Raw genomic sequence first — 21853 nt, forward strand, 5'->3', positions numbered from 1 at the left:
GAACGTGGCCGATGCGTGGAGGGTGGTAAGACCGGATCATCCCCGGATGATCCGGCACGCCCCGTGAAGCGCGAAACTCACGCCATAGCCTGAAAGGCTTGGCGGGAGTAGTTCATAGTCAGATCGGCATCGTGATGCTCATTGGCCTGGCCGCCAAGAATGGCATCCTGATCGTGGAGTTCACCAACCAGCTGCGGGATGCGGGGCAGACCTTCGGCGAGGCCCTGGTGGAGGCGGCCCGCATTCGTTTGCGGCCGGTACTGATGACTGCTGCCACCACGGTGATGGGTACGCTGCCGCTCATTCTGGCCAGTGGTCCGGGGTCGGAAAGCCGGTTCGTGATCGGCACGGTGGTATTTTCCGGGGTGTTGTTCGCGACCCTGTTCACCCTGTTCGTGGTGCCGGTGGCCTACCAGACCCTGGCCCGACGCACGGGTTCGCCCGGTGATACCGGCCGTCGCATCGATGCCCTCGATCATCAACACGGACCGGCGGAGGTGTGAAGTCGGAGAGCCCTGGCTCTTGATCTCGCGTAAAATGCAGATCTCGCGTGAAGATCCGGAGTGGCTGCCGTGCTTAAGGATCTGAGAGGAGGGCTCATGGACAGGCTGGGGTTTCGCATCGCATTGGCCATCGCCATCCCGGTGGTGGCCTTTCTCATCATGGCGGGTATCGCCCTGGGTGAGCGCGAGCGGGTCGGTCGTGACATGGCCACCACCGGAGACATGGCCGCCCTGGCCACGGAGGGCAAGGCCCTTGTGCACGCCCTGCAGGATGAGCGGGCCGATTCGGTGGGTTATCTCAGCGGCCTGGATAACGAATTCTGGTACATCCTGGAGGAGGCCCGTGACGCCACCGATGGACTGATCGAGCCGTTTCGGGAACGGTGGGAGCAACTGGCCAGCGGGCAGGAGGGCCTTCCACCACACACCCTGCTGGACAGGATGGGTGAGGACCTGCGCAGCCTGGCACAAATCCGCAGCCTGGTGAACCAGCAGGCGTTGCACCCCCTGGAGTTGCTGCCGGCGTATGACCGTCTGATTCAGCGGCTCATCCTGATGGTCTCTCACACCCCTCAAGCGCATGCCGATGCACAGCTCACGGCGCTCTTCAACGCTTACCGCCCCTTGTTGCTCCTCAAGGAGCATGCGGCTCGCGAGCGTGCCTTGGGCAATGCCTGGCTGGGAGCCTTTCAGCCCGATCGGCGGGTGTTTCATGGTTTCCTGAGCAGCGTGGCCATTCAGGATCTGCAGCGTCAGCAGTTCATGTCCCTGGCCCCGCCGGGTCACCGTGATGCCCTGCTGGAGTTGGAGTCCTTGCCGGCCCATCAGGAACTGCTGGCCGCCCGCGCGGCCATGATCAACCATGGATCTGCCGGCAAGCCTGAGCATCTGAATGTCATGCGCTGGTATGGGGTCACCCGCGAGCGTGTCGATCAATTGCGACACATGGAACAGGACCTGACTGCCGAGATTCGCGTTGCCGCCGCACGGGCAGAGCGGGAGGCCCGTCAGGAGTTCATGGTCTTGCTGGGGATCGCCCTGATGCTGCTGCTGTCCACGGTGACCCTTTCGGTGGCCATCGCCCGTGGTCTGCTCAAGCGCCACCGGGAACGCCTTCATGCCATGGAGCGGGTGGCCTGGCTGGCTCGCCACGACACCCTCACTCACCTTCCTAACCGGAGTCACTTCACCGAGTTGCTGGACCAGCGGCTGGAAGCGGCGCGCCCTGAGGGGAGTTCCATGACCCTTTATCTCATGGACCTGCAGGGGTTTTCGGAGGTCAACCGGATCTGGGGTGAATCCGTCGCCGATCAGGTGCTGGTGCAGGTGACCGAGCGGATGCGCGGGTTACTGCATCCGGACGCGCTGCTGGCGCGCATCTATGGGGATCAGTTCGGTGTTGTGATAGGGCCTTCTGAGTCCGCGTCGGGACTGGACGCCGCCGAGGGCGGGGAGGCGTTCGCTCAGCGGTTGCTCGCCTGCCTGGATGAGCCCTTTCAGGTGGGGCGGCGGCGGATCGAAATGCGCGGCAACATCGGCGTGGTGGCCTGTCCGCCCTTTCCCCGGCATGCCTCGGAACTGCTGTCCGACGCCGGCTTTGCGGTGGAATACGCCAAGTCCAGTCCGCGTCAGCGCTACCGTCGCTTCGAACCCAGGATGCTGGAACGGCATGCAGCCCTGGTGGATCTGGATCGGGATCTGGAAAAGGCCCTGGAAAGGGGCGAGTTTCAGGTGCACTATCAGCCCAAGCTGGATCTGGAAACCGGTCGCCTTGTCAGTCTGGAGGCCCTGTTGCGCTGGTATCACCCAAGGCGTGGTTGGGTGTCGCCGGATGAGTTCATCCCCCGGGCCGAAACCAGCGGCACCATCATCGAGATCGGTGACCATGTCCTGCGCGAGGCCTGTGCACAGATTCAAGCCTGGCGTCAGGGCCTTTGCCCGGACCTGACCGTGGGCGTCAACCTGGCCACCCTGCAACTCTATCAGGCCGACATCGTGGCACGGGTGCGCCAGGCCCTGGTCGAGACCGGTCTGCCCCCCGAGGCACTGGAGCTGGAGCTGACCGAGACCGGCCTGATGGAGGACATGAACGCCGCCACGGAGGCTCTGGAACGCCTGAGGGGCCTGGGAGTGAGCCTGTCCGTGGATGACTTTGGCACGGGCTATTCGTCGCTGGCCTATCTGCGCCGCTTCCCCTTGCAGGGACTGAAACTGGACAAGCGCTTTGTCAGCGATCTGGAGTCCAGCGACGAGTCGCGCATGATTGCCTCTGCGGTGCTGAGATTGGCTCGAAGCCTGTCCCTGCGCTCCGTGGCCGAGGGCGTGGAAACCCAGGCCCAGGCCGACTGGCTGAGGGAGCGGGGGTGCCGGCTGGGACAGGGATATCTGTATGCCCCAGCCATGCCCCCGGACGAGTTTGTCCTCTGGTTGGGGCAGCGGTGATCTGAACCGGCACGTCCGGGAGGCTGAAACGACCGGCTGCGCGGGTGTCCGGCCGCCACCGCACCGGGGATGTTATTCTCAGGCTCAAAAAATGGTGGGCGGGCTGACGGATTGTCCGTGAGCGTAGGGTGTGGGGCACCCAAGGGTGCCTGTCGCCGGGATCTGATCATGTGGGAGGGGGCATGGAAAGGCTGGGGCCGCGTATCACCTTGGCCGTCGCGATTCCCGTTGCCGCGTTCGTATTGATGGCCGTGCTGGCCCTGGGTGGGCGGCAGGGTGATGCTCGGCACATGGAGCATGCCCTGGCCACGGCCTCGCTGGCCTGGGAAGCCAAGGTGCTGATCCATGCCCTGCAGGTGGAGCGGGGCAGTTCGGCTGGCTACCTGAGTGGGCCGGATCAGGAGTTTCTGACCATTCTCAAGGCCGCCCGGGACGAAACCGATCAGGCGCTGGAGCGCTTTCGTGATCAGGTCAGCCGGGTGGATCCCGAGCAGGTGGGCGCTGTCGCACAACTGGTGCGGAGGTTGTGCCCTGAGCTGGATGCCCTGGAGAACCACCGTCGGCAGGTGGATCATCAGCGGCTGGAGCCGCTGGAGGTTCTGCCACCCTACAGCAGCGTGATTCGACGGTTGATCCTGGTGGCCTCTCACGCGCCCGAGGGTCGCGTTCACGCACAGACGCCCGCGCTGCTTCATGCCTATCGGCCACTGCTCCTGCTCAAGGAGCACGCGGGCCTGGAGCGGGCCCTGGGCAGTGCCTGGCTCAATGCAGCCCGCCGTGATCGCAACGTCTTTTATCGCTATTCCAGCAATCTGGCCATTCAGGATCAGCAACGCAGCCACTTTCTGGCCCTGGCCCCGCTGGAGCATGGCAATGCCCTTCTGGAACTGGAATCCCGAGCGGATCACCAGGCCCTGATGGCGGCCCGTGCTGCCATCATCGAGAATGGTGACGCCAGCCAGCCCCAACACCTGGACGCCGTGGAGTGGTTTCGCATCACCAGTGCCCGTGTGGATGCCCTGCGGGAAATGGAGATAAGGTTGTCGGAGCACATCATGGAAAACGCCCGGGCAGAAAAGGAAAGGAGCCGCGAGCGACTGGCCCTGTGGACGTTCTTCATCCTGTTGCTCACGGTGTTGACCATGGGCCTGTCCCTGCTGGTGGCCAGGGATCTGGTGCAGCGCTACCGCCAGCACCAGGAGGCAACGGAGCGGATCGCGTACATGGCGCGTCATGACGCCCTTACTCGCCTGCCCAACCGTGGCTGCTTCCATGAGCGGCTGGAGGATCGGTTGGCCGAGGCTCGGACCAACCAATGGCCACTTTGCCTTTACTTGATGGACCTGGAAGGGTTTGCCGAACTCAATCGCATCTGGGGCGATGCGGTGGCCGATCAGGTGCTGACAATGTTTGCACGGCGCCTGGTGGAAAAGGTTGGAGCGGATGTACTCGCGGCACGGGTCTACGGCGACCAGTTTGGCCTGGTGGTGTGCAAGGATTCACGCCTGTCGGATATCACTTTGCTGGCGCGTGATCTGCTTTCCACCCTGGATGAGCCCTTCCAGGTGGGGGAGCGTCGCATCGAAGTGGCAGCCCATCTGGGGGTGGTGCTGTGTCCCCCCTATCCCGATCATGCCTCGCAACTACTGGTTCATGCCGGGCTCGCCCTGGAACACGCCAAGGCCACCTTGGGTCAGCGCATGTGCGTCTTCGAGCCGGGCCTGCTCGATCGTCATACGGAGGCCCTGGAGCTGGATCATGACCTGGAGCAGGCCCTGGCCCAGGGTCAGTTCGAGCTGCACTATCAGCCCAAGGTGGCGCTGGAATCCGGCCGCATCGTCAGTTTCGAGGCCTTGCTGCGCTGGCAGCATCCCAGGCGGGGCTGGGTTCCACCGGGGCAGTTCATACCCAGGGCCGAGGCCAATGGCAGCATCATTGCCATTGGTGACCTGGTGCTGCGGGAAGCCTGTCTTCAGGCCCGGCGGTGGCGGGATGCGGGCTGGCGGGATCTGACCGTGGCGGTGAATCTGTCCACCGTGCAGTTGTACCAGGCGGACGTGATCGCGCGGGTGCAGTGGGCCCTGAGCCAGGCCGGGTTGCCGGCCCAGGCCCTGGAACTGGAGCTTACCGAAAGCGGCCTGATGGAGGACATGGATGCCGCGGCCGAGACACTCGGTCGCCTGCGGCGACTGGGCGTGCGTTTGTCGGTGGACGATTTCGGTACCGGCTACTCGTCGCTGGCCTACCTGCGGCGTTTCCCGGTGCATGCCCTGAAGCTGGATGCCCGGTTCGTGAAGGACCTGGAATCCAGCGATGAGGCCGAGATGATCGCCAGCGCGGTGCTGGCCCTGGCCGAAAGCCTGTCGCTGGACTGTGTGGCCGAGGGCGTGGAAACCCAGGCCCAGGCCGACTGGCTCAGGACACGGGGGTGTGGACAGGCCCAGGGCTACCTCTATGCCCGTCCCATGCCGGCGAATCAGTGTCAGCCCCTGCTGGCCCGTGGGTATGTGACCCGTTCCTGAAGACTGAGTATGATGCAGGGATGGCTGTCCCGTTGCCGGGACCCGATCATCGACTGCCTTTGAAGGAGTCCTACGTGGCTGATACCCCCGGGACAGTGGCCCTGGCCATGACCGGCGCATCTGGTGCCCAATATGGCCTGCGTCTGTTGCAATGCCTGCTGGATGCGGGTGTGCGGGTCTATCTCATGGTGTCCCGGCCTGCCCAGGTGGTGTTGAGCATGGAAACGGATCTGTCACTGCCGGGCAGGCCCCGGGAGATGGAGCGCTTTCTCTCCGAACGTTTCGGGGCTGCTCCGGGACAGTTGCAGGTGTTTGACCGGGAGCAGTGGACCGCCCCGGTGGCCAGTGGCTCCTCTCCTCCCGATGCCATGGTGATCTGCCCTTGTACCACCGCCACCCTGGCGGCGGTGTCGGGTGGTGCCAGTCGCTCCCTGATCGAGCGCGCCGCCGACGTGGCCCTGAAGGAGCGGCGCCGGCTGGTGCTGGTGGTGCGCGAGACGCCCTTCTCGGAGATTCATCTGGAACACATGCTGCGGCTGAGCCGCATGGGGGCCGTGATCCTGCCCGCCAATCCCGCGTTCTACCATCGGCCCCAGAGCGTGGATGACCTGGTGGATTTCATTGTCTCCCGGGTGCTGGATCATCTCGGGGTGCCCAACGCCCTGGTCCGCCGCTGGGGGCGGGATGCCGACCATGATACGGGCCGCGAGGCCGGGGGAGTGGAGTGATGGAACTGCCTCTGTTTCCGCTCAACACGGTGCTGTTCCCGGGCGGCGTGTTGCCGCTGCGGATCTTCGAGACCCGCTACATCGACATGGTGCGCCAGTGCATGCGTACCGAGAGCCCCTTTGGTGTCTGTCTGATCCGCGAGGGGCCCGAGGTGGCCGGGGCGGCCCAGGTGCACACCATGGGCACCTGGGGGCGCATTGTCGATTGGGATCGCCGCGCCGATGGGTTGCTGGGGATCACGGTGATGGGTGAGAGCCGTTTCCGGGTGGAAACCACCTGGGCCCGCAAGGACCGTCTGCTCATGGGGGAGGTGGAAGCAGTGGAGTGGCCGCCTGAAGTCGGTCTGCCGGAGGAATTTCTGCCCCTGTCGGGTCTGCTTCAGCGCCTGGTGGAACAGTTACCGCCGCCTTATGGGTTGCTGCATGGGCATTACGATCAGGCCGGCTGGGTGGGCGCCCGCCTGGCGGAGTTGATGCCCCTGGATCTGAAGGAAAAGCAGGCCATGCTGGAGATGGATGATCACCTGGCCCGCCTGTTCCGTCTGCGTGATGCCATGATGGGCTTGCAACTGCAGCCCTGAGCCTGCGTTCGGCGCGGGCTCGACGTTGACAACGGGCCCCGTGGCCTGCATCTTGCCCGGCCAGATACCGACTCAGGAGGCCTGAACATGGCCGTCATTGATATTACCCAGGACCGCCTGGAGGCCGCGATCCGTGACAGCGGTACGCTGATCCTGGATTTCTGGGCCCCCTGGTGCGCCCCGTGCCGGGCCTTCGCCCCCATCTTCGAAGAGGCCTCCGAGCAGTTCCCCGACGTGGTGTTCGGCAAGGTGAACACCGAAGAGGAGCAGCAACTGGCGGCCTTGTTCCAGATCCGCTCCATCCCCACCTTGATGATCTTCCGCGAGCAAATCATCGTCTTCAACCAGCCGGGCATGCTCTCGGCCAGTCAGCTCAATGAGGTATTGGAGAAGGTGGCCGCGCTGGACATGGATGACGTGCGCAGCAAAATGGAAACCGGACCGGACTCAGGCGAGGATCAGGGCTGATCAGCCCCCGACCCCGATCATTCTCAAGCCCAGCCCGATCAGCAGCAGGGCAAACACCCGCCGCACGAGTTTCACCGGCAGGCGGTGGGTAAGCCAGGCGCCGATGCGGGCAGTGAAAAAGGCCGCCAGGGCAATGCCGGCAAAGGCCGGCCAGTGCACATAACCGCTGCTGAAGGCGGGCAGCGCCGCGTGCCCCCATCCGTGAATCATGAATCCGGCAGTGCCCGCTAGGGCGATGGGCAGGCCGGTGGCTGCGGCGGTGGCGATGGCGTGGCGCAAATGGATGTTGAACCACACCATGAAGGGCACCATCAGGGTGCCGCCGCCAATGCCCAGCAGGGCCGATACCCCACCGATCATCCCGCCGCCGGTGTTGAGCACGGCAGGTCCGGGTAGCTGTCTGCCCGGTCTGGGCGGCAGGCTCATGAGCAGATAGATCCCCATCAGGATCTCGAATACCCCGAAGACCTGCCGCAGCAATACGGCGCTCATGAATTCTGCCAGGGTGGCCCCGGCCAGGGCACCGAGCATGACGCCGGGCGCCATCTGCCGGATCACCTGCCACTGCACCGCGCCATGGCGATGGTGCGCCAGGGTGGAGGCAATGGCTGTGGGGATGATGGTGGCCAGGGAGGTGCCGATGGCCAGGTGGGTGATGATTCCACTGTCCACCTGTTGGCGCGTGAACAGCCACACCAGTACCGGCACGATGATCAGGCCACCGCCCACCCCCAGCAGGCCCGCCACCACGCCGGTGAAGGCCCCCAGTGCCAGATAGGCGAGGATGTCCCACATATCATCCACCCGGGGAAGACCCCGGGTATCAGCCCCGACTTAAAGGCTTTGCAGCACTTCGCCCGCCTTGCGGATGGTTTCTTCCAGGTCCTCGGCGCTGTGGGCGGCAGAGAGGAAGCCAGCTTCGAAGGCAGAGGGGGCCAGGTAGACACCCTTGTCCAGCATGGCATGGAAGAACTTGCCGAAGCGTTCCGTGTCGCAACGGCCCACTTCCTGGAAGTTGGCCACCTGGGGCTGGTCGGTGAAGAACAGACCGAACATGCCGCCCACACGGTTGGCGGTCATGGGGACGCCAGCCTTTTTCGCCTCGTCCAGGATGCCGTTGACCAGGGTTTCGGTCTTGGCGGACAGATCGTCGTGGAAACCCGATGCGGAGAGGATCTCCAGGGTCTTCAGGCCGGCCGTCATGGCGATGGGGTTACCGGAGAGCGTACCTGCCTGGTACACGGGGCCCAGCGGCGACATGTACTCCATCACCTGGCGACGACCGCCCACGGCGCCCACCGGCATGCCACCGCCGATGACCTTGCCCAGGGTGGTCAGGTCGGGTTTGACGTTGTAAAGGGCCTGTGCGCAGCCCAGTGCCACGCGGAAGCCGGTCATCACTTCGTCGAAGATCAGCAGGGCGCCGTGGTCGTCACAGACGCTGCGCAGGCCTTCCAGGAAACCCGGCGCCGGCGGCACGCAGTTCATGTTGCCGGCCACCGGTTCCACGATGATGCAGGCGATCTCGTTGCCGTACTGGGAGAAGATCTCTTGCACCTGCTCGATGTCGTTGAAGCTCACCGTGAGGGTGTGTTCCGCCAGGGAGGCGGGTACGCCGGGGGAGTTGGGCACGCCCAGGGTCAGTGCCCCGGAGCCGGCCTTGACCAGCAGCGAATCGCCGTGACCGTGGTAGCAACCCTCGAACTTGAGGATCTTGTCCCGCCCCGTGAAACCGCGTGCCAGGCGGATGGCGCTCATGGTGGCTTCCGAGCCGGAGCTGGTCATGCGCACCATCTCCATGGACGGCACCAGTTCGCAGACCCGGTCGGCCATTTCCGTCTCGATGGCGGTGGGTGCCCCGAAGGACAGGCCGTTGAGAGCAGCCTCGCGCACAGCGGCGATGACTTCCGGGTGGGCGTGGCCGACGATCATCGGACCCCAGGAACCGACGTAATCGATGTAGCGTTTGCCGTCGGCGTCGTACATGTAGGCGCCCTGGGCACGCTCGACAAAGATGGGGTCGCCACCGACGCCCTTGAAGGCGCGGACCGGCGAGTTGACGCCACCGGGGATGTGCTTCTGGGCTGCCTGGAAGAGATCGTGGGATTTTGTCATGGGGTGATCTTTCGCTTGTTGGGCTTGGTGAAAGTGACTGGGCAAAACCTTGAAGGGGGACAAGATACTCGATATGGATGTCCCTGCAAAACCGGGGGCAGGCTGCACGCCCCTGGAAACGGGCTTGATCGGTGGGTCAGGTGCAACCTTCCGGGCGTGCCGTGGCGGCAATCCGTGCTGCGCCGGCCCGCACATCGGTGGCGCCAAACACGCCCTGGATCACCGCCGCCATGTGGGCCCCGGCGTGGAAGACCTGCCCGGCATTCTGCTCGGTGATGCCGCCGATGGCCGCAATGGGCAGGTGCAGTTCCGATCGCGCACGGCTCAGCAGCGACAACGGCGCGTGGACCGCCTCGGGCTTGGTGGCGGAGGGGAAGACCGAGCCAAAGGCCACGTAATCGGCGCCCTGTTCCTGGGCCTCGTGGGCCAGGTCCAGACGGTTGTAGCAGGAGACGCCGATGATGGCATCGGCTCCCAGACGCTCCCGGGCGCGCCGCAGGGGGCTGTCTTCCAGGCCGATGTGTACGCCATGGGCACCGCAGGCCCGGGCCAGCTCCACATCGTCGTTGATGATGAGCAGTGCTCCGTGTTCCTGGCACAGGGACACAAGGGCCCGGGCTTCGCTCAGACGGCGCGAATGATCCGTGGTCTTGTCCCGGTACTGCACCACCCGGGCGCCGCCATCCAGGGCCTGACCCACCATGGTTTCAAGCTGTGCGCCCAGGTCGGCGGGGGTGATCACGTACAGGCCGGCGAGGCCGGTGTGGAGGGGGTTGGCTTCAGTCGGCATGGCGGGTCTGGTCGTTGGGGTCATCCTCAATGTTCTCTCCAGCCCAGAACAGTCGATTGGGGATCATCTGCCCCATGCCCAGGCGGTGGGCGTGGCGCAGGGTGTTCCAGGTGTAGTTCAAGCCTTCGTGTACGGCGGCACTGGGGACGGTCCCCTGGGCCAGCAGGGCAGCGATGGCCGAGGAGAGGGTGCAACCCGAGCCATGGAAATGACCCTCCAGGCGATCCACGGTGAAGGTGTCCAGGCGGCGATGATTGCCGTAGAGCGTGTTGTGCACCCTGCCGGTCTTTTCGTGGGTGCCGGTGATAAGCACGTATTCCGTGCCTTGATCCAGCAACGACATGGCGCAGGCGTCCAGGGTGTCCGAGCCGGTGGCCAGGTTGCGGGCCTCCAGGCTATTGGGCGTCATGAGGGTGGTGAACGGGGCCAGCAGGGTCAGGATGCCGTCGATGATTTCCTCGTCGGCCAGTGCGGTGCCGCTACCGGAGGCCAGCACCGGATCCAGCACCACCGGCAGATCCGGGTAGTCGCTCAGCAGGGTGTGTACTGCCTGCACCGCCTCTATGGATCCCAGCAGGCCGATCTTGATGGCCGCCACCGGCATGTCCTCCAGCACGGCCCGAGCCTGGTGGATGATGAGTTCCGCGTCCAGGGGGGCGAAGCCCATCACCCTGGCGGTGTCCTGCACCGTGATGGCGGTGATTACGGGCGCCGGATGGCAGCCCATGCTGATGATGGATTCGATGTCTGCCTGGATGCCGGCACCACCGGTGGGATCGTTGCCCGCCAGGGTCATGACGACGGGAACCGATGGCTGATCGATCATGCTAAGCTCCCCAACTTGATTTGATTACAGTGTACCACCTGGCCATGCCACCTCATTGCGGGTTGGCCGTCATCGGAGGAGTGTCAGCGATGAAAAAATATCAATGCGTGATCTGCGGGTTCATCTACGATGAGGCAGAGGGACTGCCTGACGATGGTATTCCGCCTGGTACCGCGTGGGCCGACGTGCCTGAAGACTGGGTCTGCCCGGAATGTGGTGCAGCCAAGTCCGATTTCGAGGAGATGGCTTCCTGATCCGGTAAGGGTGGGAGCGGGCCTCGCCCGCGGAGGGGGTGGCACCAGGTCTGCCTCACCGATTCGCTGGCAGGCCAGCTCCCGACCCCTATCAGGGAGTCCTGTGTTCAGGCCGTATCGCGCAGCGAGATCTGCTTCCAGCCCCGGGCTCGGGCGGTGTCTGCCAGGATCTCGTCGGGATCCACGGCGACGGGGTGTTCCACCCGCTCCAGCAGCGGCAGGTCGTTGTGGGAGTCGCTGTAGAACCAGCTGCCGTCCAGCGCCCGTCCGGGTTGGGTGTTCAGCCACTGTTCCAGACGGGTGACCTTGCCTCCCTGGAAGCAGGGCACGCCCTGGAGTTCACCGGTATAGCGACCGCCCTCGAAGTGGGGCTCGGTGGCCAGCAGGTGCTCCACACCCAGCAGGCGGGCGATGGGTTCGGTGACAAAGCGGTTGGTGGCCGTGATGATCACCAGTTCATCGCCAGCCTCCCGGTGCTCCGTCAGCAGGTTTTCGGCGCCCGGGGCAATCATGGGCGTGATGCGCTCGTGAATGAACTGATCTCGCCATCCCTGCAGTTGATCCAGCGGGTGAGCGGCCAGCGGCGCGAAGGAAAAACGGCAGAATTCCCGGATATCCAGGGTGCCCGCCTTATACTGCTCGTAGAAGCGGTGATTGAGGTCCTCGTATTGGCTTCTGTCCACGATGCCCAGATCCACCAGGAACTGGCCCCACTCGTGGTCGCTGTCTCCCGCCAGCAGGGTGTTGTCCAGGTCGAACAGGGCGAGGCTCACAGGCTTCTCCTTGTGGTGATGATGGGGGGCGTGTGATGTTAACTGATCCGGGTGCCCGGCTGCCACGCGCGGCGGTCTATCCGCCGGGATTGTGTGTTATTTGCCGATCCGCCCCGCTTATGGAAAAATGCAGGGCAACGAACGGCTTTCAGGTGGCTGCGTAAGTGATTGATTGTGATGGCTATAGGCCGAACGTGGGTATCATCCTGTGTAACCAGGATGGACGCCTGTTCTGGGCCAAGCGCATCGGGCAGCAGTCCTGGCAGTTTCCGCAAGGGGGCATCCGTCGGGATGAGACACCCACCCAGGCCATGTATCGAGAGCTGGCCGAGGAGACGGGTCTGGAAGCCTGTCATGTGGAGATTGTGGGGTGTACCCGCCATTGGCTCCGCTATCGGCTGCCCAAGCATTTGATCCGACGCCGCTCCAACCCGGTGTGCATTGGCCAGAAGCAGGTGTGGTTTCTGCTGCGTCTGGTGGGCGAAGACAGCTGCGTGCGACTGGATGCAGCACCCCACCCGGAGTTCGATTCCTGGCGCTGGGTCGATTACTGGTACCCCATGCGGGAGGTGGTGTTCTTCAAGCGCCATGTCTACCGTCGGGCGCTCAAGGAACTGGCGCCTTTGCTGTTTCAGGAGGACGTACCCTCCTGTCCTGCCGAGCGGCACTATCGTCCCCGCCGGCTTTGATCCACGGGCCGCACGAGCGGCTCATCACCCCTGGCCCCGCGCATGCTGCATGTACTCAGACGGATCGTCCTGGAGGTTGGCGCCGCCAGTAACCTGGCAGAGGCGCTGGAGATCATCGTTCGCCGGGTCAAGCAGGAGCTGACCATTGATGTCTGTTCCGTCTATCTGCGTGAGCCGGAGGCCAATGGTCAGCGCCTGTTGCTGATGGCCTCGGAGGGCCTGAACCCCGATTCCGTGGGGACGGTGGTGATGAACACCGGCGAGGGCCTGGTAGGGTTGGTGGCCGAGCGGGCCGAGCCGGTGAACCTGGAGAATGCACCCGACCATCCCCGCTTCAAGTATTTTCCCGAGACCGGCGAGGAGCGCTATCACGCCTTCCTGGGTGTGCCCATCATTCATAACCGGCGTCTGCTGGGCGTGCTGGTGGCGCAGCAGCGGGAGCGGCGGCGGTTCGATGATGAGCACGTGGCCTTTCTCATCACGCTGGCGGCCCAGCTGGCAGGGGCCATCAGCCACGCCGAACTGATTGGTGAGGTGGGCAAACGCCGCGAGGAGATCCAGCAGGATAACCTGCAGATCGCCGGCATCCCCGGGGCTGCCGGCGTCGCCGTGGGGCAGGGAGTGGTGGCCTATGCCCTGGCGGATCTGGAGTCCGTACCCGACCGGGACGCAGAGTCCGTCGAGAACGAGGAGACAGCGTTTCGCGAGGCGGTCAAGGAGGTTCAGGATGAACTCATCGAGATCAAGGACCGCATGGAAGACGTACTGCCCATGGAAGAGCGATTGCTGTTCGATGCCTATGTGATGATGCTGGGCAGCGACAGCCTGGTGAATGGCACGGTGGACCGCATCCGTGGCGGCAGCTGGGCCCCGGCCGCCCTGCGGGACACGGTGCGCGAGAGCACCCGTAATTTCGAGGACATGGACGATCCCTATCTGCGGGAGCGTGCGTCGGATGTGCGAGATATCGGCCGGCGCATCCTCATGCGTCTGCAATCCCATGTGCGGGAGCCGGAGGAGTTTCCGGAGCACACCATCCTCCTGGGCGAGGACGTGACCGCCACCCAGCTTGCGGAGGTTCCGCCGGACCGGCTGGCGGCGGTGGTCTCATCGCGGGGTACGGGCTCCTCCCATGTGGCCATCCTGGCTCGCGCCATGGGCATCCCCGCCGTCATGGGGGTGGCAGACCTGCCCGTGGGGCGTCTGGAAGGCCGGCAGATCGTCGTGGATGGTTACCGGGGCAATCTCTACATCCAGCCCACGGCGGAACTGCTGGAAGAATTCAAGCACCTGCAGGACGAGGAGAAGGAACTGGCCGAGGGCCTTCGCGACCTGGCCCAGGAGCCGGCCATCACCCAGGATGGTGTGGAGGTGCCAGTGTATGCCAACAGCGGTCTGCTGGCGGACATCGCTCCCTCCATCCAGTCCGGTGCCGACGGAATCGGCCTGTATCGCACGGAAGTGCCCTTCATGATCCGGGAGCGGTTCCCCGGTGAGGACGAGCAGACCCAGATCTACCGGGAGATCCTCAAGTCATTCAACCCCCGCCCGGTGACCCTGCGCACCCTGGACGTGGGTGGCGACAAGGCCCTGCCTTATTTCCCGGTGACGGAAGACAACCCCTTCCTGGGCTGGCGGGGCATCCGCATCACCCTGGATCACCCGGAGATCTTCCTCACCCAGCTGCGGGCCATGCTGCGTGCCAGCCAGGGTCTGAGCAATCTTCACATCCTGTTCCCCATGATCAGTTCCCTGGGGGAGCTCAAGGGGGCCATGCAGTTGCTGCAACGGGCCCGGGATGAGCTGCTGGATGAACACTATGTGATCCCGGTGCCCAAGGTGGGGGTGATGGTGGAGGTGCCGTCGGCTGTCTACCTGTCCGAGGCCCTGGCCCGGCGGGTGGATTTTCTCTCCGTGGGCACCAATGACCTGGTGCAGTACCTACTGGCAGTGGATCGTAACAACCCACGGGTGGCCGATCTGTACAACGGCTTGCACCCGGCGGTGCTACACGCCCTGGACCAGACGGCCCAGGGCGCTCACCGGGCGGGCAAGACCATCAGTGTGTGCGGAGAGATGGCGGCGGATCCGGCCTCGGTGATCCTGTTGCTGGGCATGGAGATCGATGCCCTGAGTGTCAACGTGGCGGCCCTGGCCCGGGTGAAATGGGTGATCCGCAGCTTCTCCAGGGAGCGCTGCCGGGAGTTGCTGCGACAGTGCGTCAGGATGGAGGAGCCGGCGGCTATCCGGGCGTTGCTGGATAATGCCCTGGTACAGGCCGGCCTGGGGGGGCTGGTGAGGGCCGGCAAGGCCTGAGCACGGTCGGCTGGGGCCGGATCAGCTCCGGGCTGGCAGCCACCTGTCCAGGTGTTTTTCCACCCGCTCCCAATCCAGATCGCCCATCTTCTGATAGGCAATGCGTCCCCGGGGGGAGATCAGGAAGGTGGTGGGCGTGAGTTGCACATTGCCAAACGCCGAGGCTACCTGGTCATCACGGTCCAGGGCGACGGTATAGTTCACGTTTCGCCGGCGCACCATCTCTGCCACCTGTGCGGGCGGGTCGTAGTGCATGGCCACGCCAATCACTTGCAGGCCCCGCTCCCCGTACTCCGCCTTGAGCTGGTTGAAATGCGGGATTTCTTCCACGCAGGAAGGGCAGGTGGTGGCCCAGAAGGTAAGCAGCACCGGCTGCCCCTGCAGATCCGCCAGGTGCAGGGTGGAACCGTCCAGGGTTTCCATCTCCACTTGCGGGGCGGTGCGCCCCCCCTCGGGGGCCAGCCACAGGGCCAGCAGCGCTCCGGTCAGGGCCAGGACGAAGATTCCGATGAATACGTCTCTTTTCTTCACGGTGTTGCGGTTCCTATGAGCGATGGATGTCTCGGCCCTGCATCATAAACGGCGGGACCGGAGTTTCGCCATGTTGTCCCGCTCGGCACGCCGTGCAGCCTGCAGGTTTGTTATGATATCGACACGCGGGCGGGTCTGCCGCCTGAATGATCGTTAGCGAGTGGAGGTGAAATGGTGGTCAGGGTGGGCGTTGTCGGTGCGACCGGCTATACCGGGGTGGAACTGCTGCGTCTGCTGCTGGCGCACCCCGAGGCAGAGCCAGCAGTGGTCACCTCCCGAGGCAATGCGGGCGAGCGGCTCGATGCACTGTTCCCCAATCTGCGCGGCCAGTGCGATCTGGTCTTCCAGGAGCCTGATCCCGCTGCGCTGGGCGAATGCGATGTGGTGTTTTTCGCCACCCCGCACGGCGTGGCACACGCCATGGCTGCGGAATTGCTCAAACGGGGCACCCGGGTCATCGATCTTTCCGCCGACTTTCGCATCAAGGATGCGCAGGTCTGGGAGCATTGGTACAACCAGCCCCACGGGGCCCCCGAGTTGCTGGGGGAGGCGGTCTATGGCCTGCCGGAGTTGAACCGGGCCCAGATCCCGGAGGCACGCCTGGTGGCGGTGCCGGGGTGTTATCCCACCGCCGTCACCCTTGGATTCCTGCCGCTGCTGGAGCAGCAGCTGGTGGATCCGCTGCGTCTGGTGGCCGACGCCAAGTCCGGTGTCAGCGGGGCAGGGCGCAAGGCCCAGGTGGGATCGCTGCTGTGCGAGGCCTCGGAAAACTTCAAGGCTTACGGCGTGGCCGGTCACCGTCACCTTCCCGAGATCCTGCAGACCCTGAGCCTGGCGGCCCGCAGCGTGCCCCAGCTTACCTTCGTGCCTCACCTGGTGCCCATGATCCGTGGCATCCTGGCCACCCTCTATGCCACGCTGGCGCACGTGGAAGTGGATCTGCAATCGGTTTATGAACAGCGTTACCGGGATGAACCCTGCGTGGATGTCCTGCCTGCCGGAAGTCAGCCGGAGACGCGCAGCGTGCGTGGCACCAATCTCTGCCGGTTGGCGGTGCATCGCCCCGGCGGTGCCGACACCGCTGTGGTCGTCTCGGTAATCGACAATCTCGTGAAGGGGGCTTCGGGACAGGCCATCCAGAACATGAACCTGATGTTTGGCTTGCCCGAGACGCGCGGGCTCGAGGCCATTGCCGTGTTGCCCTGATCCATGGTGCGCTGGCGCAAGGGGTTGCCGGATCTTTCCACGGGATATCACGTGGAGTATCGCAATCCCTGGCTGCGTACTGTGGTCAGGTTGGTGTTGGTTTTGCTGGTGCTGGGGGCCGGGTGGCAGTTGTATCACCTGGGGTATGCTCTGGGAGGGGGCGATTACGGCAGCGCCAAGACGGAGTTGCGTGATTTGCGTGAACGGGTGGCCGTGCTGGGCCGTGAAAACCGCCAGTTGCGACAGGACAACGCCCTGCTACAGCGCGAATTGACCGTGGAACGGGAAGTGTCCAATCGGGTGCGGCTGGACATCCAGGGACTGGAACGGCGCATCCATGAATTGACCGAAGAGGTGGATTTCTACCGCAATATCGTTTCTCCTGACGAACTTGAGCGTGGCCTGCACATTCATAAGGTGCAGTTGACCCCGGCCGATGTGCCGGGGGCGTACCGGTACCAGTTGGTGCTGACGCAGGTTCAGGGCAATCGATCCCTCGAGGGCAGGGTGAACCTGCAACTGGAGGGGCGGCGAAACGGCGAGTCGATCCAGCTTGAGCATGGCGATCTCGTGCCCGGCGAGGCAGATGGCCGGCCGTTTTCATTCCGTTACTTTCAGGTGGTCAGCGGTCGCCTGCATCTGCCCGGCGATGTGATCCCCGAGGCCTTGATGGTCAGTGTGGAACCGGAGGGCTCGCATGCCCGGTCGGTGCAACAGCGCGAGACCTGGTCATCGCTGTTTAACGAAGGAGACTCTTGAATGTTGTCTCGACGCAAGAAGAAAATGAAGGTGGCCCGGGTGGATACCATCCTGGGTCGCAACAGTGTCATCGAGGGGGATCTCCGCTTTTCCGGTGGCATGCACCTTGAGGGCACCATCCATGGCAATATCAGCGCCGATGACCAGGATGAGGATGCCCTGCTGGTGATCAACGAGGGCGCAGTCATCAAGGGCGACGTCAAGGTGCCTCGGGTGGTCATCAGTGGTTCGGTCGAGGGGGATGTGCACGCCAATGCGCGTGTTGAACTCTCTTCCGGTGCCCAGGTCACGGGCAATGTGTATTACACGCTCATCGAGATGGCCATGGGAGCCGAGGTCAATGGTAATCTGGTGCACCAGAGCAAGGAGGCCCTGAGGCTGGAGCATCTTAAAGTGCCCGGTGAATCCCACGGCACCGAACCGCCATCTCGGGAAGGCGGGGCAGAAAAGCCTGTGTCGGGGGTTTCCTCCGGGAGCGCGCATTCTTGACCGTTTCTCTGGGCGAATGCTAGCGTACCACCAAGGCCCGGTTCGGGCACATCAACCGCGATTACGGAGAGGCAGATTCATGACTGCAACCGAAACCACCAACGACACCATGCCCAGCCCGCTGAATTTCACCGATTCGGCTGCCGCCAAGGTGAAGGCCCTGATTGACGAGGAGAACAATCCCTCATTGAAGTTGCGCGTCTTTGTGAGCGGCGGCGGCTGCTCCGGCTTCCAGTATGGCTTCACCTTTGATGAAGACGTCAACGACGGTGATACCTCCGTCGAGAAGGGGGGCGTCACCCTGCTGATCGATCCCATGAGCTACCAGTATCTGCTGGGGGCCGAGATTGACTACACGGAAAGCCTGGAAGGCGCCCAGTTCGTCATTCGCAACCCGAACGCCACCACGACCTGCGGGTGTGGTTCTTCCTTCTCCGTTTGAGGTCAGGGCATGGATCCGAGCCGCCTGATGGCCCTGGTGCGTTTTGGCTGGTATCGCCTCATGGCGCTTTTCGGTCATTGCACGGGGCAGTTCAACATCGGTTACATGTATGCCAAGGGTTACGGCGTGCCACAGGACGCGGAAAAGGCCGTGGCCTGGTATCTAAAGGCAGCGGAGCAGGGTGATGTGCATGCCCAGAGCAACCTGGCCCTGATGTATGTAAAGGGGCAGGGGGTCGAGCAGGATGATGGCAAGGCGGTGCACTGGTACCGCCTGGCGGCGGATCAGGGCAGCACCAATGCTCAGTGCAATCTGGCCTTCATGTACCTCCATGGGCGCGGTGTGGCCGAGGACCCGGCTCAGGCAGTCCATTGGTATCGGCTGGCGGCCGATCTGGAAAATCCCTCGGCCCAGTGCAACCTGGGCGTTCTGCATGCCAATGGCAATGGGGTGCGCCAGGATCAGGTTCTGGCCTACATGTGGTCGGAATTGGCAGCAGCTCAGGGGTATGAGCTGGCCCGGGAAAATCGCGACCGGTTTGCCCAGGGCATGACCGCGGCTCAGATTGAGGAGGCGCGTCGCCTCGCCCGCGAATGGGCGCCGGGGACGAGAGCCGATGCCCAACCCGCACCGGTGGCCACTTAAACCACCTCTCCGGGGTGAATGCTGCCGAGCACCACCGCCTTTCGGGCGCCAGTGACCGAAGGCACATTGCCCGGCCGCCCGGCCAGGGTCTCCCGGGCCAGCCAGGCGAAGGCCATGGCTTCGATCCAGTCGGGCGACAACCCAACGGCTTCGGTGGACTCCACGGTGGCGTTCGGCAGTCGTCGGCCGAGGCCCTCCATCACGGCCCGGTTGTGAACGCCTCCCCCGCACACCAGCACCCGTTGCGCACTGGAAGCGTGACGGATGATGGCGTCACTGGCACTTGCCACCGTCAATTCCGCCAGGGTGCGCTGAACGTTGCGGGCCGGGATGTGCCGGTCGGCCATCTGTAGCTGCTTCTTGATCCACTGAAGATTGAAATACTCCGTGCCAGTGCTCTTCGGTGGCGGTTGCATGAAATACGGATCCCCCAGCATGGATGCCAGCAGAGGGTCGTCCACTTCGCCGCCCGCAGCCCAGTCACCCTGTGCATCCCAGGGTTGACCTCTTTCGTGGCGTATCCACGCATCCATCAAGGCATTGGCCGGGCCGGTATCAAAACCCTGCAGCGGGGCTCCCTCGTCAGCGGGTAGTACCGTGATGTTGGCAATGCCCCCCAGGTTGAGGATGACCCGATCTTCTGTTTTCGAGCGCATCATGGCGCGATGAAACGCGGGCACGAGTGGCGCGCCTTCGCCGCCCGCTGCTATGTCCCGGCGCCGAAAATCCGCCACCACCGTCAGTCCCGTGCGTTCGGCCAGGTGATGGGGGCAGCCGATCTGCAGGGAGAAGGGGGGCTTGCCGCCGGGGCGGTGCCGTACTGTCTGGCCATGGCTGCCAATGGCAACGATGTCGCTGGGATCCAGATGTTCGTCTTCCAGCAGGCACAGCACGGCCTCAGCCAGGACCTCCCCCAGCGTTACATCCAGAGATCCCAGTTCATCCATGCAGGCGGCCTGGCTCGGGTCTGCCAGCCTGCGCAGGCCTTCCGTGACCGTGTGAGGGATGGGGTGCCCATGGCTGGCCACACAATGTGCGCCCGTGTGGTCAAACGCGACCAGTGCGGTATCAATACCGTCCATGCTGGTGCCTGAGATCAGGCCGATGAAGTATTCCGCCATGTGAAGGCTCCCGGTTGTGGTGGTTTCGAGGAAGGGGGCGGCAAGGTGTGCTCGCCTGCGGCATTGGTTATCATGCCGGCGACCTCGGCCCGAGGCCCTCTGCCTCTCACTATATAGGGCCGTATTACCGAAAAAACGAGGAAGCACATGACGCAGGTTGACGAGCAGATCGAGACCCTCAAGCGAGGGTGCCATGAATTGCTACTGGAGAGTGAGCTCACGGAACGATTGAAGATTGGCCGCCCGCTGCGGGTCAAGGCTGGCTTTGATCCCACGGCGCCAGACCTCCACCTGGGTCATACGGTATTGCTGAACAAGCTGCGTCAATTCCAGGACCTGGGGCACGAGACGCTGTTCCTGATCGGCGACTTCACCGGCATGATCGGTGACCCCAGCGGCAAAAACACCACTCGCCCGCCGCTGACCCCGGATGAGGTGGCCGCCAATGCACGCACCTATGAGGACCAGATCTTCAAGGTGCTGGACCCGGAGCGCACCACCATCGTCTTCAACTCCCACTGGATGGGCAGCATGAGCTCTGCCGAGATGATCCAGTTGGCCTCCCGGCATACGGTGGCCCGCATGCTGGAGCGGGATGACTTTCACAAGCGTTACACCGGCGGGCAGCCCATCGCCATTCATGAGTTTCTCTACCCCCTGGTGCAGGGCTACGACTCGGTGCATCTCAAGGCCGATGTGGAACTGGGCGGCACGGATCAGAAGTTCAATCTGCTGGTCGGCCGGGAGCTGCAGAAGCAGTTTGGCCAGCCCCCCCAGGTGGTCATGACCATGCCGATTCTCGAGGGGTTGGATGGGGTGCAGAAGATGTCCAAGTCCCTGGGCAACTATGTGGGCGTGCAGGAGCCCCCCAACGAAATGTTCGGCAAGCTCATGTCCATTTCCGACGACTTGATGTGGCGCTATTTCGAACTGCTGTCGTTCCGCCCCATGTCCGAGGTGGAGGGGTATCGACGTGACATCGAGGCGGGCACCAACCCTCGGGATGTGAAATTCCTGCTCTGTGAGGAACTGGTGACCCGCTTCCATGGTGCCGCTGCCGCCGAGCAGGCCAGGCAGGCCTTCATACAGCGCTTCCAGAAGGGCGCCATGCCCGACGAAATCCCTGAGGTGTCCCTGGCGGCTCCGGCGGATGGATTGCCTGTGGCCAACCTGCTCAAGCAGGCCGGCCTGGTGGGCAGCACCTCCGATGCGCTGCGCATGATCCGCCAGGGCGCGGTGCGCATGGACGGTGAACGCCTGGAAGACACGGCCTTGCGCCTACCCGCCGGCAGCGCGGCGGTCTTCCAGGTCGGCAAGCGCCGTTTTGCCCGGGTGACGCTGACGCCTGAGGGTTAAGGTGAAAGCTGCAAAGGCCCCTTTCTTCCCCCTCACCCCAACCCCTCTCCCCGGCGGGTCGAGGGGCTCATTCTCGCTTGTATCTCCGGCCTGTTGAGGGGGGCATTCTCGCTTGTATCTCCGGCGGGTTGAGGGGCTCATTCTCTCTTCTCTCCCTGGTGGGTTGAGGGCCTCATGCACCCTTCTCCCCCCTGGGGGAGAAGGGCTGGGGATGAGGGGGAGGGGTGTAGGTGTTGTGGGTAGTGTTTTCAAGTCATTGTTTTTGTGTCGTATTTCAAAATAGTTTCAAAAAAGTGA

21 protein-coding genes and 1 pseudogene are annotated in these 21853 nt (G+C 63.9%); 15 read left to right on the plus strand and 7 right to left on the minus strand.

The annotated features are described in order from the left end of the window. Window positions 1–86 precede the first annotated feature (86 nt). The 6 genes and pseudogenes from LPW30_RS14895 to LPW30_RS14920 form a co-directional block, all read left to right on the plus strand. Window positions 87–503: pseudogene (locus LPW30_RS14895) on the plus strand (efflux RND transporter permease subunit); the annotation flags it as partial. Between the two features lie 96 nt (window positions 504–599). After that, window positions 600–2945 (plus strand): putative bifunctional diguanylate cyclase/phosphodiesterase, encoded by a 2346-nt coding sequence (locus LPW30_RS14900; protein ID WP_239681254.1) that lies wholly within the window; start codon window positions 600–602, stop codon window positions 2943–2945. Between the two features lie 182 nt (window positions 2946–3127). Next, on the plus strand, window positions 3128–5467 hold the full coding sequence (locus LPW30_RS14905) for a putative bifunctional diguanylate cyclase/phosphodiesterase (protein WP_239681255.1): 2340 nt from the start codon (window positions 3128–3130) through the stop codon (window positions 5465–5467). A 74-nt stretch (window positions 5468–5541) separates the two neighbouring features. Then, complete coding sequence (locus LPW30_RS14910; protein ID WP_025280752.1) at window positions 5542–6195, plus strand: flavin prenyltransferase UbiX; 654 nt, start codon at window positions 5542–5544, stop codon at window positions 6193–6195. Further along, complete coding sequence (locus LPW30_RS14915; RefSeq protein WP_026623672.1) at window positions 6195–6776, plus strand: LON peptidase substrate-binding domain-containing protein; 582 nt, start codon at window positions 6195–6197, stop codon at window positions 6774–6776. The genes LPW30_RS14910 and LPW30_RS14915 overlap by 1 nt, the downstream gene beginning before the upstream one ends. An 87-nt stretch (window positions 6777–6863) precedes the next feature. After that, window positions 6864–7244: a thioredoxin family protein gene (locus LPW30_RS14920; protein ID WP_025280754.1), complete on the plus strand. Its 381-nt coding sequence runs from the start codon at window positions 6864–6866 to the stop codon at window positions 7242–7244. On the opposite strand, the gene LPW30_RS14925 is transcribed toward LPW30_RS14920, so the two are convergent. The 4 genes from LPW30_RS14925 to thiD form a co-directional block, all read right to left on the minus strand. Continuing rightward, entirely contained in the window at window positions 7245–8039 is a 795-nt protein-coding gene (locus tag LPW30_RS14925) for a sulfite exporter TauE/SafE family protein (protein ID WP_238625230.1), read from the minus strand. 39 nt (window positions 8040–8078) lie between these two features. Next, window positions 8079–9359, minus strand: coding sequence for a glutamate-1-semialdehyde 2,1-aminomutase (gene hemL, locus LPW30_RS14930; protein WP_025280756.1), 1281 nt, complete (start codon window positions 9357–9359; stop codon window positions 8079–8081). Between the two features lie 136 nt (window positions 9360–9495). Next, complete coding sequence (thiE, locus tag LPW30_RS14935; protein WP_238625231.1) at window positions 9496–10149, minus strand: thiamine phosphate synthase; 654 nt, start codon at window positions 10147–10149, stop codon at window positions 9496–9498. Then, complete coding sequence (gene thiD, locus LPW30_RS14940) at window positions 10139–10975, minus strand: bifunctional hydroxymethylpyrimidine kinase/phosphomethylpyrimidine kinase (RefSeq protein ID WP_238625233.1); 837 nt, start codon at window positions 10973–10975, stop codon at window positions 10139–10141. Before thiD ends, thiE begins: the two co-directional genes overlap by 11 nt. Before the next feature lie 89 nt (window positions 10976–11064). Here thiD and rd point away from each other — a divergent pair, with 89 nt between their 5' ends. Continuing rightward, window positions 11065–11229, plus strand: a complete 165-nt coding sequence (rd, locus tag LPW30_RS14945; RefSeq protein ID WP_025280758.1) for a rubredoxin — start codon at window positions 11065–11067, stop codon at window positions 11227–11229. 107 nt (window positions 11230–11336) lie between these two features. Here rd and LPW30_RS14950 read toward each other — a convergent pair whose 3' ends face one another. Beyond that, window positions 11337–12002, minus strand: a complete 666-nt coding sequence (locus LPW30_RS14950; RefSeq protein ID WP_025280759.1) for a histidinol-phosphatase — start codon at window positions 12000–12002, stop codon at window positions 11337–11339. Between the two features lie 164 nt (window positions 12003–12166). On the opposite strand from LPW30_RS14950, the gene LPW30_RS14955 reads away from it, so the two are divergent. Together LPW30_RS14955 and ptsP are read left to right on the plus strand one after the other, a co-directional pair. Continuing rightward, complete coding sequence (locus tag LPW30_RS14955) at window positions 12167–12691, plus strand: RNA pyrophosphohydrolase (protein WP_025280760.1); 525 nt, start codon at window positions 12167–12169, stop codon at window positions 12689–12691. Window positions 12692–12733: 42 nt separating this feature from the next. After that, window positions 12734–15007: a phosphoenolpyruvate--protein phosphotransferase gene (gene ptsP / locus LPW30_RS14960; RefSeq protein ID WP_025280761.1), complete on the plus strand. Its 2274-nt coding sequence runs from the start codon at window positions 12734–12736 to the stop codon at window positions 15005–15007. Between the two features lie 21 nt (window positions 15008–15028). Here ptsP and LPW30_RS14965 read toward each other — a convergent pair whose 3' ends face one another. Then, the gene (locus LPW30_RS14965; protein WP_239681256.1) at window positions 15029–15538 is read right to left on the minus strand and encodes a TlpA family protein disulfide reductase; all 510 of its coding nucleotides are present in this window, start codon (window positions 15536–15538) and stop codon (window positions 15029–15031) included. Between the two features lie 171 nt (window positions 15539–15709). Between LPW30_RS14965 and argC the strand changes: the two genes are divergently transcribed. From argC to LPW30_RS14990, 5 genes are all read left to right on the plus strand, one after another. Beyond that, complete coding sequence (gene argC / locus LPW30_RS14970) at window positions 15710–16744, plus strand: N-acetyl-gamma-glutamyl-phosphate reductase (RefSeq protein WP_274520825.1); 1035 nt, start codon at window positions 15710–15712, stop codon at window positions 16742–16744. A 3-nt stretch (window positions 16745–16747) separates the two neighbouring features. Beyond that, the gene (locus LPW30_RS14975; protein WP_239681257.1) at window positions 16748–17503 is read left to right on the plus strand and encodes a DUF6776 family protein; all 756 of its coding nucleotides are present in this window, start codon (window positions 16748–16750) and stop codon (window positions 17501–17503) included. Further along, on the plus strand, window positions 17504–17992 hold the full coding sequence (locus LPW30_RS14980; protein ID WP_239681258.1) for a bactofilin family protein: 489 nt from the start codon (window positions 17504–17506) through the stop codon (window positions 17990–17992). Between the two features lie 79 nt (window positions 17993–18071). Beyond that, window positions 18072–18434 carry an iron-sulfur cluster insertion protein ErpA gene (gene erpA, locus LPW30_RS14985; protein ID WP_025280766.1) on the plus strand — a complete coding sequence of 121 codons (363 nt, stop codon included), beginning with the start codon at window positions 18072–18074 and terminating at the stop codon, window positions 18432–18434. A gap of 9 nt (window positions 18435–18443) precedes the next feature. Further along, complete coding sequence (locus LPW30_RS14990; RefSeq protein ID WP_238625237.1) at window positions 18444–19079, plus strand: tetratricopeptide repeat protein; 636 nt, start codon at window positions 18444–18446, stop codon at window positions 19077–19079. Here LPW30_RS14990 and LPW30_RS14995 read toward each other — a convergent pair. Next, entirely contained in the window at window positions 19076–20200 is a 1125-nt protein-coding gene (locus tag LPW30_RS14995; RefSeq protein WP_239681259.1) for an anhydro-N-acetylmuramic acid kinase, read from the minus strand. The genes LPW30_RS14990 and LPW30_RS14995 overlap by 4 nt on opposite strands. 147 nt (window positions 20201–20347) lie before the next feature. Here LPW30_RS14995 and tyrS point away from each other — a divergent pair, with 147 nt between their 5' ends. After that, a complete protein-coding gene (tyrS, locus tag LPW30_RS15000; protein ID WP_239681260.1) occupies window positions 20348–21556 on the plus strand; it encodes a tyrosine--tRNA ligase in 1209 nt (402 codons plus the stop codon). Window positions 21557–21853 lie beyond the last annotated feature (297 nt).

The organism is Ectothiorhodospira variabilis, assembly GCF_022227625.1.
Classification (GTDB): Bacteria; Pseudomonadota; Gammaproteobacteria; order Ectothiorhodospirales; family Ectothiorhodospiraceae; genus Ectothiorhodospira; species Ectothiorhodospira haloalkaliphila.

Excerpts from the sequence above, each read along its gene's own strand:
- LPW30_RS14925 (WP_238625230.1), bottom strand. The coding sequence starts at position 8,039 with ATGTGGGACATCCTCGCCTATCTGGCACTGGGGGCCTTCACCGGCGTG.
- tyrS (WP_239681260.1), top strand. The coding sequence starts at position 20,348 with ATGACGCAGGTTGACGAGCAGATCGAGACCCTCAAGCGAGGGTGCCAT.
- erpA (WP_025280766.1), top strand. The coding sequence starts at position 18,072 with ATGACTGCAACCGAAACCACCAACGACACCATGCCCAGCCCGCTGAAT.
- LPW30_RS14915 (WP_026623672.1), top strand. The coding sequence starts at position 6,195 with ATGGAACTGCCTCTGTTTCCGCTCAACACGGTGCTGTTCCCGGGCGGC.
- rd (WP_025280758.1), top strand. The coding sequence starts at position 11,065 with ATGAAAAAATATCAATGCGTGATCTGCGGGTTCATCTACGATGAGGCA.
- LPW30_RS14905 (WP_239681255.1), top strand. The coding sequence starts at position 3,128 with ATGGAAAGGCTGGGGCCGCGTATCACCTTGGCCGTCGCGATTCCCGTT.
- LPW30_RS14995 (WP_239681259.1), bottom strand. The coding sequence starts at position 20,200 with ATGGCGGAATACTTCATCGGCCTGATCTCAGGCACCAGCATGGACGGT.
- LPW30_RS14920 (WP_025280754.1), top strand. The coding sequence starts at position 6,864 with ATGGCCGTCATTGATATTACCCAGGACCGCCTGGAGGCCGCGATCCGT.
- thiE (WP_238625231.1), bottom strand. The coding sequence starts at position 10,149 with ATGCCGACTGAAGCCAACCCCCTCCACACCGGCCTCGCCGGCCTGTAC.
- hemL (WP_025280756.1), bottom strand. The coding sequence starts at position 9,359 with ATGACAAAATCCCACGATCTCTTCCAGGCAGCCCAGAAGCACATCCCC.
- LPW30_RS14975 (WP_239681257.1), top strand. The coding sequence starts at position 16,748 with ATGGTGCGCTGGCGCAAGGGGTTGCCGGATCTTTCCACGGGATATCAC.
- thiD (WP_238625233.1), bottom strand. The coding sequence starts at position 10,975 with ATGATCGATCAGCCATCGGTTCCCGTCGTCATGACCCTGGCGGGCAAC.
- argC (WP_274520825.1), top strand. The coding sequence starts at position 15,710 with ATGGTGGTCAGGGTGGGCGTTGTCGGTGCGACCGGCTATACCGGGGTG.
- LPW30_RS14900 (WP_239681254.1), top strand. The coding sequence starts at position 600 with ATGGACAGGCTGGGGTTTCGCATCGCATTGGCCATCGCCATCCCGGTG.
- ptsP (WP_025280761.1), top strand. The coding sequence starts at position 12,734 with ATGCTGCATGTACTCAGACGGATCGTCCTGGAGGTTGGCGCCGCCAGT.
- LPW30_RS14990 (WP_238625237.1), top strand. The coding sequence starts at position 18,444 with ATGGATCCGAGCCGCCTGATGGCCCTGGTGCGTTTTGGCTGGTATCGC.
- LPW30_RS14980 (WP_239681258.1), top strand. The coding sequence starts at position 17,504 with ATGTTGTCTCGACGCAAGAAGAAAATGAAGGTGGCCCGGGTGGATACC.